13 protein-coding genes are annotated in these 14079 nt (G+C 48.2%); 8 read left to right on the top strand and 5 right to left on the bottom strand.

Features of this window, described 5'->3' with window-relative positions; genetic code table 11:
* Nucleotides 1–38 precede the first annotated feature (38 nt).
* On the top strand, nt 39–905 hold the full coding sequence (locus Q1V85_RS19630) for a universal stress protein (protein ID WP_300602269.1): 867 nt from the start codon (nt 39–41) through the stop codon (nt 903–905).
* Between the two features lie 36 nt (nt 906–941).
* Here Q1V85_RS19630 and Q1V85_RS19625 read toward each other — a convergent pair whose 3' ends face one another.
* The 5 genes from Q1V85_RS19625 to ssb all read right to left on the bottom strand — a co-directional run bounded on the left by Q1V85_RS19625 (nt 942) and on the right by ssb (nt 5869).
* Nucleotides 942–1589, bottom strand: coding sequence for an alpha/beta hydrolase (locus tag Q1V85_RS19625; protein ID WP_300602268.1), 648 nt, complete (start codon nt 1587–1589; stop codon nt 942–944).
* Between the two features lie 151 nt (nt 1590–1740).
* Nucleotides 1741–3063, bottom strand: a complete 1323-nt coding sequence (locus Q1V85_RS19620) for an aspartate kinase (RefSeq protein WP_300602267.1) — start codon at nt 3061–3063, stop codon at nt 1741–1743.
* A 208-nt stretch (nt 3064–3271) separates the two neighbouring features.
* On the bottom strand, nt 3272–4351 hold the full coding sequence (locus Q1V85_RS19615; RefSeq protein ID WP_300602266.1) for an Ldh family oxidoreductase: 1080 nt from the start codon (nt 4349–4351) through the stop codon (nt 3272–3274).
* A gap of 174 nt (nt 4352–4525) precedes the next feature.
* Nucleotides 4526–5377 carry a hypothetical protein gene (locus Q1V85_RS19610; RefSeq protein ID WP_300602265.1) on the bottom strand — a complete coding sequence of 284 codons (852 nt, stop codon included), beginning with the start codon at nt 5375–5377 and terminating at the stop codon, nt 4526–4528.
* Between the two features lie 69 nt (nt 5378–5446).
* The gene (ssb, locus tag Q1V85_RS19605) at nt 5447–5869 is read right to left on the bottom strand and encodes a single-stranded DNA-binding protein (protein ID WP_300602264.1); all 423 of its coding nucleotides are present in this window, start codon (nt 5867–5869) and stop codon (nt 5447–5449) included.
* A 212-nt stretch (nt 5870–6081) separates the two neighbouring features.
* Here ssb and mnmA point away from each other — a divergent pair, with 212 nt between their 5' ends.
* From mnmA to Q1V85_RS19570, 7 genes are all read left to right on the top strand, one after another.
* A complete protein-coding gene (gene mnmA / locus Q1V85_RS19600) occupies nt 6082–7200 on the top strand; it encodes a tRNA 2-thiouridine(34) synthase MnmA (protein ID WP_300602263.1) in 1119 nt (372 codons plus the stop codon).
* A 17-nt stretch (nt 7201–7217) separates the two neighbouring features.
* Nucleotides 7218–7988: a hypothetical protein gene (locus tag Q1V85_RS19595; RefSeq protein ID WP_300602262.1), complete on the top strand. Its 771-nt coding sequence runs from the start codon at nt 7218–7220 to the stop codon at nt 7986–7988.
* Between the two features lie 34 nt (nt 7989–8022).
* Complete coding sequence (locus tag Q1V85_RS19590; protein WP_300602261.1) at nt 8023–8352, top strand: multidrug efflux SMR transporter; 330 nt, start codon at nt 8023–8025, stop codon at nt 8350–8352.
* Between the two features lie 105 nt (nt 8353–8457).
* The gene (locus tag Q1V85_RS19585; protein WP_300602260.1) at nt 8458–9555 is read left to right on the top strand and encodes an MBL fold metallo-hydrolase; all 1098 of its coding nucleotides are present in this window, start codon (nt 8458–8460) and stop codon (nt 9553–9555) included.
* Between the two features lie 106 nt (nt 9556–9661).
* Nucleotides 9662–10096, top strand: coding sequence for an NUDIX domain-containing protein (locus tag Q1V85_RS19580; protein ID WP_300602259.1), 435 nt, complete (start codon nt 9662–9664; stop codon nt 10094–10096).
* Nucleotides 10097–10115: 19 nt separating this feature from the next.
* Nucleotides 10116–11189, top strand: a complete 1074-nt coding sequence (locus Q1V85_RS19575; protein ID WP_300602258.1) for a glycosyl hydrolase family 18 protein — start codon at nt 10116–10118, stop codon at nt 11187–11189.
* A 386-nt stretch (nt 11190–11575) separates the two neighbouring features.
* Nucleotides 11576–13570, top strand: a complete 1995-nt coding sequence (locus tag Q1V85_RS19570) for a M43 family zinc metalloprotease (protein ID WP_300602257.1) — start codon at nt 11576–11578, stop codon at nt 13568–13570.
* Nucleotides 13571–14079: the final 509 nt, after the last annotated feature.

The following is a 14079-nucleotide window of genomic DNA, read 5'->3' as shown; positions in this document are numbered from 1 at the left end:
ACAGGGCGCTGCCGGTGATGGCATCTAAAAACAAACACATGAAAAAAATTCTGGCGCTTACCGATTTTTCAAAAAACGCAGAACATGCCATCCGGTACGCACTGAGCCTGGCACCGCTTTGGCAAACAGAAGAGCTGGCCTTGCTACATGTGTATGAGTCGCCTGTTCTTTTCCAGGCAGATCCTTCCGGCGGTATTAACCCCGAAGGCGCACCGGGCCTGATCAACTATACATTGATGGCAGAGCAATCTGAGGTACTTGCCGAAAACAGCCGGCAGCGTATCAACGCCGTAAAGGAACAGCTTGCCGCCGCATATCCGGCCATTGCCATTACAGCCCGGGCGGTGGAGGGATTTTTAGGTGATGTGGTAAACGAGCAGTTAAACACCCTCCCTTCAGACCTGGTGGTAATGGGCATCCGGGGAAAATCGGGCCTGGAAAAAATGCTTGTCGGAAGCAATGCCATCAAGGCCATTGAAGGTATTCATGGCCCGTTGCTGATTGTGCCGGAGCCACCAGCGGATGCAATGCCGGCAAAGATCGCACTGGCTTCCGACCTCGAGATCCTGAGCGATGCCACCATCCGGCAGCTTGAGCAATTTGTAATGAAATTACCGGCAACGGAGCTGCAGATCATTAATGTGAATATGGATCCTGCCGACACTGTTAACCAGGAACGGATCAGTGCCGTTAAAGCGCAACTGCACCGGTTAAATCCGGTGATGCATTTTTTGCAGGCTCAAAATGTAGAAGCGGGATTAGAGGAATTTGTAACACAACATCATATTTCCCTGCTTGCATTCATTCATCACGAACGCAGCTTTTTCGGACAGCTGTTTCATAAGAGTGTAAGCAAGCAGATCGCCTGGAATACCGCTATACCGGTGTTGCGGTTAAAAGGGTAACCGTATGCAGCCGGGTAACAATGTTGGAGCGATGCATTATAGTAATACCTTGTTGATAATGGCACTGATCTCCTCAGCCCGGTTCCAAACCATCATATGCGTACCCCCTTTAATCGCATAATCTGCGTTAATATACTTTATAGGAAAGATCCGGTCATGATCCCCGTGTATATGAATGATATTTTTGAACCCGTTGGTGACCTTCCAATGGAGGATCTTATCGAAAGACCAGTTTACGTAATTGAGTGAGGCCGTTTTACGATAGGTGTTTGCAAACTCCTGCTCTTCGGGCGTATAGGCGCCCAGCCGCTGGTTGGCGATCCGGTATGCCAGATCACTTTGCTGGATCTTTTTTACAGGAAAAATCCGGTTTAAATGAAGTGCCCCGGCCAGCCGCATTGTCAATGGCATCTCCGCTCTTTTTTTTATGCTGGAGATCAGAATGACCTGTTTAACATTCCGGAATCCTGCAATTTCAAGGGCCACCATTCCTCCAAAAGAAATGCCCACGATCGTGGCCGCTTCGTCTTCAATCCCCGCGGCCATACGTTGTGCATAGGCGTTGAACGATTCACGGGGGTCAGGATCGAGCCAGTTTAAAAAACAAAGACGGGCCTGATCAATAGCCAGGTTACCATAGATGCGTTCATCCACCCCAAAGCCCGGTATGCAATAAAGGTTCAATGATTAAATTCTAAGCACTAAGTACAAAATCACAAATAACAAATAACAAAGAACAAACAGCAAATAACAAGCCACAAGAAAGTACATGTCTCCTCCTATTTACTATTTACTATTCACCATTGCCTATTCACTATTCACTACTCACTCCTCACTAATCCAACCCAAACATCCCCTTATTCAGCTGTTTCAGCAAGTGCACTTTTTCGTCGGCTCCTACGAGCAGTGATATATTGTGCTGGCTTCCACCGTAAGATACCATCCGGATGGGCACGTTGCGGATAGATCCAAACAACTTCTTGATGATCTCTTCGGTTTCATTGATCCGGTATCCCACAACCGAAACGATAGTTTGATCGGTGTCTACGGTTACTGTTCCCAGTACTTCCAGTTCCTTTACGATCTGCTCCAGGTGATCTGCATTGTCGATGGTTAAGGACACCGCCACTTCCGATGTGGTGATCATATCAATGGAGGTCTTATACTTTTCAAATACCTCAAATACTTTCCGGAGGAATCCGTAAGCCAGCAACATACGGCTGCTCTTAATACGGATGGCATAAATATGATCCTTGGCAGCTACGGCCTTTACGCCGGCACCGGAAGGTTCCTGGGTAATCAAGGTGCCCCGGGCTTCCGGATCCATGGTATTCAGCAGCTTCACCGGGATCTTGTATTGTTGTGCCGGCCAGATAGAAGCCGGGTGCAGGATCTTTGCTCCGAAATAGGCCAGCTCCGCAGCTTCCTCAAAGCTGAGCTGTTCTACGGGCCGGGTGGTACCCACCACTCTTGGGTCGTTATTATGCATGCCGTCAATATCCGTCCATATTTCACAAACGGAAGCACTGATTGCTGCAGCGATCAGCGATGCAGAATAATCACTACCGCCGCGCTTCAGGTTATCTACCTCTCCCCTGGCGTTTCGGCAGATATAGCCCTGTGTAACCAGGATCTTTTTATCGGCATGCTGTGCCAGCAGTTGTGTTAATTTGATACGGATGCTTCCGATCTGCGGTTCTTCATTTTCGTCGATGCTCATAAACTCCAGTGCCGGCAACAGGGCATAAGATTCGCCTTGTTCTTCCAGGTAAACGGAGAATATTTTAGTAGACAGCAGTTCACCCTGTGCAAGGATGTCCTTGCTCAGCGCCTCACTGAAGGATATCTTTAAAATGATATTTAAGAATTCGAAATGTTCGTCCACAATGGCCTGCGCTTTTGCCAGGGCCGTTTCTTTTGTAAAAAGTTCTTTAAGGAATGCATTGTAATGTTCCTGCAGATTGTTGATAGACTGCTGTGCTGTATGCCGGTCGCCCCTTGCAATGGCATTACCTATTTCTACCAGGGCATTGGTCGTACCGGAAAGCGCGGAAAGCACCACTACGGATGTTTCCTGTTCTTTTTGTAAAAGCGAAGCAATATGTTTCATCCGTTCTGGTTTACCAACACTGGTACCTCCAAATTTCATTACCTTCATGGCTCTTCTTATTTATTTCTTTTTACTATTTAGTTTATCGTTCTGCAATCGTTTGCCGGCCGCCTTCTCTCCCAAAGGCCCCTGTGCATTTCATCATTGCTATGCACGCCGGCGGTTCCGCCCAGCTCCTGTTTACGGTATCGGTTCCATGGCAGGATTTGGCCCGGCCGCGAATTTCGCAAAAAAATACCAGTAAACAGCATCCTTTTTAAAATACCACACCCAGCTTTGCGCCCAGGGCTTCCAGGTCCGACACAACAGCTGGTAACAGTGGAATGCCGCTCTCCCTTCTTTCGGCTTCTATTTCCCGTTCCGGATCCCCGGGTATCAGCACCCGCTCCTGTCCTTTTATGGGAGTTGCGTTCCGAAACCCTCCGATCCAGTCATCCATATCCCGTTTGTACGCCTCCACCGTACGGAACGCATCTACCCGCATCGCCCCAAAAAAATGTCCGATCCCTTTACCCGGCTGCCGTTCGGGCATGGGTACATATGCAGGAAACGGCGGAACCCAGGGCGCATAATTGGCACCACTTAATAATGCCGAAAAAAGATCTACAATGGCTCCAAGTGCATAGCCCTTATGACTGCCATGCTCCCGGTCGCCACCCAGCGGTAACAGGGCGCCTCCTTTTTTAAGAATGTTGGCATCGGTCGTACTATTCCCTTCAGCATCCTGTACCCAACCCTGCGGAGCCGCTTCGTTTTTCCGTTGTAATATTTCCAGCTTTCCGTTTGCCGCTGTGGTGGTAGCAAGGTCTGCTACAAATGCCGGTTCGTTACCTGCAGGAGCTGCCACACAAATGGGATTGGTGCCCAGCATTTTTGAGGTGGAAAAAGTGGGGGCCACCAGCGGACTGGCATTGGTCATTGAAATACCGATCATATCATGTTCCAGCGCCTTCATGGCATGTGCAGCAGCAATGCCATAATGATTGCTGTGCTGCACACTTACCCAGCCGGTACCAGCCTGGCGCGCCTTTTCAATAGCCAGTTTCATGGCAAAGGGCGCCACCACAAGTCCCAGTCCACTATCTCCATCCACAACCGCGGTAGACGGCGTTTCATGAATGATCTTTATCTGTGGCGTTGCATTTACACGTTTTGCTTCCCAAAGCCGCACATAACCCGCCAACCGGGCCACCCCATGCGAATCTACGCCCCGCAGATCGGCCGACAGTAATACTTCCGCAGCGGTAACTGCATCGGCCTGCGGGCAACCTATTTTTTCAAAAATCTGAATGGTAAAATCAAGTAATTGCTGATAAGCATAATTTGTATCCTGCATACGCACAAAATAACAATAAAGCCTTAAATTATTTTATAAATGTTTCTAGGGATGCATCATTTTAAGCCGATGATCCGGTTGCATTCCATGCACAATCAGAGAGGTTCGATAAACCCGGGAACATCACAGTCCAAGCTTTTCATCATTTGCTTTTAACCACCTGTAGTTTCGCAATCATTCGTGCACATTGAGCTCAATAACCTCGGCAAGATTCTTCATGAAGCCGGCATAGGCCAGCATATAATTTCTTTCACGGGGATACGGGCGGGTATCCAAATAGGTTTTCAGCAGGCCATGGGCGATTGATGCATCTCCGGCATTATAAAATAAACCCGCAAACGCAGAAGTGGAATCAAAAGCTTTTAAGCTAACGCCCCCGTTGTAATACGAAAAAGGCAGGTGAAATTTACGGGTATCAAAATAATCACTGTTAGAGCTATTCAATGCCTGAAGGTAGATGCCGTCATACCGCAGCAGGCTGGCCACCCGTGCTGCTATCTGCACCGGGGTTTCGGGCTGTGCCGGCTGCTGCCGCCACCGGTTCAGCGATACGTGGCCAAGATCTACTCCTTCATAACGGTCTGCATTTACCCGGTAACAGGCCAGCAATACATCCGCATGCGTTTTCTTTTGATCAACCCTTTGCGACAGGGTCAGGATACTGTCGGATAAGCTTACGATCTCCCATACCGGCTCCTCTTCCCGCATTCCAATCATATCCGGCGGAAGTAATTGCCAGGTCCGTTTTTGCAGCCGGCCCAAACTGTCTTCCAGCATCAGCGTATGCGGCAAAATAGTAAGCGCCGTTAATTCGAAACGGCATCTCAGCCGGTTAAGCGTGTCCTGCAGGGGCTCCAGTTGTTTTTCGGAAGCTTCCCTGGTACCAACTTTGTAAATCAGCCAACTTCCCTGTAATTTCTTTTCGATCTGTTGGGAAGACAGTCCTTTAACGCCACCCGGCGCATTAACAACGGGGCCACAGCGGCTCATCAAACATAGAAAGAGTAAACAGCAAATCAGGCGCATCGGTTTTGGTTTTTGACCTGTTAAAAAAAAGCCCCAGTGCTGGGGCCTTTCTTAAAATAAGGTTGCATTTTAAAACGGAAGATCATCTGCCGTATCATCATTACCACCTCCGGATGGTGCAGCACCCGTTGTTCCGGCATTATAACCACCGCCCGCCACAGGCACTCCACCTTCTCCACGTCCTCCCAGCAATTGCACTTCCCTTACCCTTAAGGATAAAACAGCGCCATTGGTTCCATCTGTACGGGTAAAGCTTCTTACCTCCGGGTTCCCCTCTGCGTATACCTGTTTTCCTTTTGTTAAGTATTGCGATATCGCAGTGCGGTCTGTCCACCAGGCACAATCCACCCAGGTTGTTTTTTCCTGGTTATTGCCCTGGGCATCCCGGAACCGCTCTGTATGCGCCACCGTAAAATTGATCACGCTTTTTCCATTCACGTTGTTTACCACACAATCCCTGCCCAGGTTCCCAATAATCTGCATCTTTAACATAGTGCTCAAATTTTGATTTATAAAAATAATTTAGCAAGATAATGTTTTCGGGCAGAATCACCTAAAATTTTACCAAACGGTGATAATCGCCCCAGCTGCTGATTTACAACGCTTTATCCAGGCCTATAGCTGTAAAAAGAGCCGCCAGGCAGCCGGCCTTCTGCCAGGCTCCCCAATTCTGGAATCTTAGTTTATCTTTGCAGCTTATTATTATGAGCAAGAAAGGAAAAGTTTTAGTGGCGATGAGTGGCGGCATCGACAGTACGGTAGCAGCACTGATGCTGAACGACCAGGGCTATGAAGTGATTGGCATTACCATGAAGACATGGGATTATACCGGCAGCGGCGGTGGCAAAAAAGAAACCGGCTGTTGTAATGTAGACAGTTTTAACGATGCCCGCATGGCAGCGGTTCAGCATGGCTTTCCGCATTTTATCCTGGATATACGGGAGGAATTCGGTGACTTTGTGGTGAATGATTTTGTGGAAGAATACCTGGCCGGACGTACGCCCAATCCCTGTGTGCTTTGCAATACTCATATAAAATGGAAGGCATTACTAAAGCGGGCCGATGCCCTGGGTTGTGATTTTATTGCTACCGGGCATTATGCCAAAGTGCGCCGTCATGATAACGACCGGTTTGTGATCAGTAAAGCGGTGGACCATACCAAGGACCAAAGCTATGTACTTTGGGGGGTAGACCAGGCATTGCTGGCCCGTACCATTTTACCATTGGGCGGCTATCATAAAACAGAGATCCGGCAAATGGCCATGGATTACGGGTACCCCGAACTGGCCAAAAAGAGCGAAAGCTATGAGATCTGCTTCGTTCCGGACAATGATTACCGCGGCTTTTTAAAAAGAAGGGTTGATGGTTTGGAAGCACGCGTAGACGGTGGTAACTTCATCGACAAAAACGGAACCGTGCTGGGCAAACATAAAGGCTATCCATTTTATACGATCGGACAACGGAAAGGGCTTGACATTGCCCTGGGGCGGCCGGTATTTGTAACGGAGATCAATCCGGACAATAATACCGTGGTGCTGGGTGATGAAGAAGACCTGGAAAAAAATGAAATGCTGGTAAGCCGGATCAATTATATAAAATACGATACCATCACTCCCGGCATGGAAGCCGTTACAAAAATCCGCTATAAGGACAGTGGAACCCTGTCGAATCTTTACATGGAGGGCAATGATGTAAAAGTATCCTTTTACCAGGATGCCAAGGGGATTGCCCCCGGACAGAGTGCCGTATTTTACGAAGGAGATGATGTGATCGGAGGCGGCATCATCCGGTCTGGAAGAAAGCATCCCTTATCCCTTACCTAATATAACGCAACCATTCCATGAACAAACTGTTTAATCAATGCACCTTGCTCCTGGCCTTGCTGCTGCTGTTTTCCTGTGGCAGAAGAGAAGCTGATTTTACGCCGGCAGCCCAGGTAAAAGATTATTTTCCGGTGCAAACAGGTAAGTTTATTACATACCGTATCGATTCAACCGTATTTACCAAGAGCGGAACTGTTATGGAAATACACCCGTACCAGGTAAAGCACAGCATTACAGATACCGTGCGGGATAATCAGCAGCGATTGACCTATGTCGTACAGCGCAGTATGCGCAATGCGGATGGCAGCGGAAACTGGACCGACAATGGCCGGTATTATATTACGCCCCTGGAAAACAGCGTGGAAGTGGTGGAAAACAATCTTCGCGTAATAACCATTGCCAATCCAATGCTGGCAGGCGATACCTGGAAAGGGAATACCTACCTGCCGTTATCGCCTTATGATGCGGCATTTGGAACGCAGGCCGGTAAGGAAATGAATACCTGGGTATTTACGCACAAGGGCCTGGGCAATGAAACCATCCAGGGGCAGCAATATACAAATGTGTGGACCATTGAGCAGGCTAATAATATCCGCAACCTTCCACCGCCGGCAACCAATCCCGGCTACGGCTCCATGGAAGTATCTTCCGAAAAATATTCAAAAGGGATCGGCCTGGTTTACCGCAATTACCAGATCTACGATTTTCAACCCGGGTACGTTGATAATGGCTATCAGCCCACCTATGCCGGCTTTGGCATTACCATGTGGATGATCGATCATAATTAGAAAATGCCGGGGTTTGTTCAGCAAACTGTTCGCAATGAAAAATTATATATTCCTGTTCCTGGCCATTATCTTCGAAACCGTTGCCACATCGATGCTTAAGACCTCGCAGCAATTTACCAGGCCGGTGCCCAGCATCATTACCATTGCCTGTTATGCCGGTGCATTTTATTTTCTTAGTCTCACTTTAAAAACCATACCGGTAGGCATTGCCTATGCCCTCTGGTCGGCCGTGGGCATTGTATTAATTACACTGGTGGGCATCCTGGTATTTAAACAGGTACCCGATCTTCCGGCCATCATCGGTATCCTGCTGATCATTGCCGGGGTGGTGATCATCAATGTTTTTTCAAAAACAGCTGCGTAACAGCGCCAATGCCGCCCCCCTGTATTCCAGAACGCGTTCATCACCATACACTACAAAGTCCATTTCAACGTGATGCGGTCTTTCTTCAAAATAATTAAACGGATTATGATCTTCTTCCTGAGCTTTTTGCTGCTGCTGATTGTTAGCATCTATTTTTATATGCGGCTCCCTAAATTCGGGAAAGCGCCTTCGGGGGCCCGCCTGGAGCGCCTCCGGAAATCGCCCCATTATAAAGACGGCCAATTCCAGAACCGTCATTTCACCCCCACCCTTACTGAAGGATACAGTATGCCAGGCATTCTCAAAGACCAGTTCTTTAAGAAATTACCCCGTAGAAGACCCGTGGATCCGATCCCCTCGGTAAAGACCAACCTGCTGCAATTGCCGGCCGACAGCAATGTACTGGTTTGGTTTGGACATTCTTCTTACTGGATCCAGATCGACGGAAAGCGGCTGCTCATTGACCCTGTTTTTAGTGGCAATGCCTCTCCCATCCCGGGTACCAATACCGCATTTAAGGGAAGTGATGTATATACTGCAAACGACCTACCTCCCGTTGATTACCTGCTGATCACACACGATCATTATGATCACCTCGATTATGAAACCATCATCGCGCTGCGCAGCAAGGTAAAATCGGTGATCTGCGGGTTAGGGGTGGGTGCCCATTTTGAACACTGGGGCTTTGATCCTGCCGCTATTACGGAAATGGATTGGGATGAAACCCTGCCGCTCGACAGTGGCTTCCGGTTACATACAGCTTCTACCCGGCATTTTTCAGGAAGAGGATTCCGGCGCAATAATACCTTGTGGCTGTCGTATATACTTCAGACACCTTCCCAAACCATTTATTTGGGCGGAGACAGCGGGTACGATACGCATTTTGCCGGGATCGGAAACAAGTTCGATTCCATTGATCTGGCCATCCTTGAAAATGGCCAGTACAACAAGGCCTGGCAGGCCATTCATATGTTGCCACCCGAAGTGCTGCAAGCCGGAAAAGATCTGAAGGCGCGCCGCATACTTCCGGTACATTCTTCCAAGTTTATGCTGGCCCAGCATCCCTGGGATGAACCGCTGAAAGAGATCACCCGCCTGAATAAAGAAAATCCCATACCGCTCATTACCCCCGTTATTGGTGAACTGGTTGATCTTAACCACCCCTCCTCTTCCTTTAATCCCTGGTGGGAAAAAGTGCGGTAGCCAACATCAGCCTGTACTACCGGTGTATGTACTTAGGTGCTGCTGCAAAAATACCTGCTGCACTCCGCGCGATACCGTATTTTTGACCGCACCCTGAACAAGCAATATGGATACAAAGCAATTGCCCACAGCTGGTTTAGTCGTTATCAACGACGGGAAGCTGCTGCTGGCCTATAGTAAAAATAAAAATGCCTGGTACCTACCCGGTGGTAAAACAGAGGCCGGCGAAACCGCGCTTCATTCGTTGATACGGGAAATAAAAGAAGAGCTGAACCTGGATATTGAACCCCACGAGCTTACCTACTACGGGCATATTACAGCACCAGCCTATGGCGAAGCCCCGCATGTACTTATGGAACAGGAATGTTTTCTTTATGCAATTGCTGCGCCCATCCGTCCGGGCAATGAAATTGGTGCTGTTGCTTATTTTGATGAAGCTGCATACAAACAGCAGCCGGCACAGGTTCCGGGTGTATTGCAATTGTTTGAACGGTTAAAACAAGACGCGCTCATTCATTCCGGAGGGGAATCGTTAACTTAGAGAAAACAATCCATTCAATTTGAAACATCGGGTACTCTTCCTGCTGCTGATCCTGGCATTTGTACGTACCAATGCCCAGCAAAGCAATTATAAAGTTGTTGCTTACTATTCAGGAGACAGTGCCAGCCTGCTGCAATACGATTTTAAGCACATTACCCACCTCATTTATGGCTTTGCTCATTTAGACAGCCTGGGGCACCTGGCCGTATTCCGGGCTAAAGACACCGCTGTGCTTAAAGCCTTTGCCCTTGTACGGAAACAATACCCGCAGCTCCGTACCCTCATTGCACTTGGAGGCTGGGGCGGTTGTAAGCCTTGTTCCGGTACCTTCAGCCACCCGGATAGCACCGATGCATTTGCCACTTCTGTAAAAACATTCCTCCATACTTTCAGCCTGGATGGTATTGATCTGGATTGGGAGTACCCTGCGCTTCCGGGCGTTCCGGATCATCCTTTTACAGCTGCAGACCGGTCTAATTTTACCCGGCTGCTCCTTAGTCTCCGGAAAAAGCTGGGAACGAAAAAGCTGATCACTTTTGCCGCCGGGGGCTTTCAGCAATACCTGGATCAATCGGTGGAATGGACGAAGATTGAAAAAACCGTTGACTTCGTAAACCTGATGACCTATGATCTTGTGCATGGGTATTCCGAAAAAACCGGCCATCAATCCTCCCTTTACTCCGCACAGCCTACCGAAGAATCCGTTGACCGGTGTGTGCAGTTCTTCCGGAACATACAGTTCCCGTTGCGGAAAATTATTATAGGTGTTCCGTTCTATGTCCGGACCTTCCAGGTAAATAACAATACCAACAACGGGCTCTTTCAGCCGGGCAGGTTCCTGTATATGCGGGGCTACCGGCGCAACCTGGACTCATTAACCACAGCCAATGGATTTACCCGTTATTGGGATGAGCAGGCAAAAGCACCTTACTGGTTTAATGCAACAATGAATCTTTTTGTTACCGGCGACGACCGCCAATCGCTTCAATATAAGCTAGACTATATCCGGCAGCATCGGCTGGGAGGTATTATGTTCTGGGAACTGTATTATGATACGTTCCGGGACGGGCTCCTGGATGTGCTGCGCTTTTAACCAGAGGCATTGCCCGGTATCCAATACTCCATTATCATTGCGGCCACAGGAATGAAGCATTCCGGTTTTTATAAAACAAAAGCCCCAGCCTCCACCAGGCAGCACTATATCTACAGGTATGCTGTTGCTTCAGGAACATTTTTTTCAGGAGCACGAACGTTTGAATGACACCTCAAAATGCGCAGACATATTAACCGCAGCGACCCATGTTAACCCTGCCGCGAAGCACCAGCCCATTGTATATTTTAGCAGGTTCACTTAATGATTGATACCTTTTTTTTACTGGACAAAATAGATAACCTCAACAGAAGCTTTTAACAAATTGTAATTATCTTTATCTCCATAGAAACCTCTGTACTAAAAGCCTTAGACCAAATTGTTGTATTATGAGCCCCAGACTGTTGTTCTTGTTTGCCTTCCTGATCTTATCCGGTATTAAAGCCAGCGCGCAAAATGCTATTTGTGGTTTTGATGGCATCAATCAGCGTTTAAAACAAAATACGGAATATCAAACCGGCATCAGCATAACGGAAAGCAGGATCCGGCAAAAAGCAAAGGAGATCGCTGCAAACCGCAAAGCCATGCGCAGTATGAATGTGCTGGGCGGCAGCCAATATGAGATACCTGTAGTGGTTCATATCATTCACAAAACCGGCGATACCAACCCGGGGGCGCCATCCAATCCTACAGATGTCCAGATACAGGCAGCCATCGATCGCTTAAACGCCAATTTTGCAGCGGCTGCAGGATCGGGAAATATAGGAGCGGGTACCCCGATACGATTTGCCCTGGCTAAAAGACGGCCGGATTGCGGCGGTACCAACGGTATTGAGCGCATCAACGGCGGCCCGGTAAACGGGTATGATGCCAATGGTGTTTCTGCACCCGGATCGAACGTGCCGGGGGCAAATGAAATGGATATAAAAAGCCTCAGCACCTGGCCCGAAAAATCATATTACAATATCTGGGTGGTATGGAAGATCAGCTCCAATATAAGCGGGCCGGGCTTTGTGGCCGGCTATGCCAGTTTGCCCTATGTGGGTGACGACTACCATGTTTTTCCGGCAGAGGGAATGGTGATCCTAAGTCAGCAGATGAGCCCAACTGCTCCTACCCTCACCCACGAAATGGGACATGCCTTTGGTTTGTATCATACGTTTGAAGGCGGGGATGAAACTACCTGCCCCATAAATATCAACTGCAACGAAGATGGTGATAAGGTATGCGATACCGATCCGGTAAAAAGCCTGCTGAGCGTACCCTGTCCGGCCCCTGCCGACATCAACCCCTGTACCAATGCCCCTTATGGAACCGCTCAAAATAATATCATGGGCTATGGATCCTGCCTGAACCGGTTTACACAAGGGCAGAGTGACCGGATGATGGCTACGCTTTTGACGGCAAGGGGCGGACTGATCAGTTCGCAGGGCACTGTAGCGCCCCCGCCTGCCCCGGTAAAGGCCAGCATCCAGATGCCGCCGGATATCAGGAACACCTACAACCAAAACAATATAGGCCCCTGTAATGTTAGCCTGGGCAGTATGAACTACGTATCCTATGGCTACAGCCATGACGGTTACCAGTACTATTCGGATAACAGCTGCAATATCGGTACCACCCTGTTTACAAATGCGGGTCAGCAGATCAGCGTTACCACGCAATCCAATACCCAGGTTTGTAAGGCCTGGATCGACGCCAACAACGACGGACAGTTCAGCAGCAACGAACTGATCCTAAACAGTACAGCTTCCAGTCCGTTCTATACCCATACGGCCATATTGCCCACTGCATTGCTGAGCGGAGCCGTTAAAAATGCATTATTGCGCATGCGCGTAATGGCCGATATATGGTATAACGACGACTTTACACCCAACAGCCAATTGCTATTTGGGCAAACAGAAGATTTTTGGGTACGCATCGATCTGACATTGCCCGTTGTTTTTGGGCAATTTGAAGCGCGCATGAAGCACCATACACTGGACGTACAATGGAATACCAGTACGGAAGCAAATAACGATCATTTTATGGTGGAGGCTTCTGCCGATGGTATCAACTTTCTTCCCATTGCCCGGGTAGAGAGCAAGGCGCAAAACGGTATTTCCGATCACGCCCTGCAATACCACATTTCGATTGATGGTAATGGCAAACTGGCCCTGGGCCTGGGTTTGCTGGCCGTTCTGCTTTCCATGCAGCCGGCACGCAACCGCAGGAAAAAACTGCTGCTGATCAGTACGGTGATCCTTGGTTTATTTATCACCTGTAATAAACATACGGTAGCCGATGCTGAAAATAGCAGTCAGCCACAGTTTATCCGTATTGCCCAGGTAGATAAAAATGGCGTTAAACAATATAGTAAAACCGTGAAAATCGTAGCCGAATAGCTTTTAGCGTTCAGCATTAGCTTAGCAGCATACAGCTATCAGTCATCACTGTCAGTTATCAGTCGTCAGTTATCAGTTGTTAGTTATCAGTTGTTAGTTTTCAGTTGTTAGTTTTCAGTTGTTAGTTTTCAGTCGATTTCATACGGGATTGATGATCTGACATCTGATAATGGCTTTTAGCAATCAGCGTTCAGCCTTTAGCTAACAGTTTTCAGTATTGTATATCCGGTATGAAAACGAATCTAACCTGAAACTACCCGGTTATCAGTTCTCACAGCAGCCATAAACAAAAAAGCTGCGCCCATCAGCAGCGCAGCAACAGTTAGTATTAATTGCTTCTTTTTAACTAAGGTTCTGCCAAATATTGCCTGGTTATCAACCCTTTTCCAGTTGCTTTAAAACAATGCATTATTTTCTTCGTTAACAGCGTTCAATTAACGGTTGCAAAGTTAAATGCCCCTTCCAATGTCCCATCTTATTTAAGCGCAAGTTTGTCCTGATTTATAAAT

The organism is Niabella sp. (genome assembly GCF_030150205.1).
In the GTDB taxonomy this organism is placed as follows: Bacteria; Bacteroidota; Bacteroidia; order Chitinophagales; family Chitinophagaceae; genus Niabella.
This window is presented reverse-complemented; position numbering and strand designations above follow the sequence as displayed.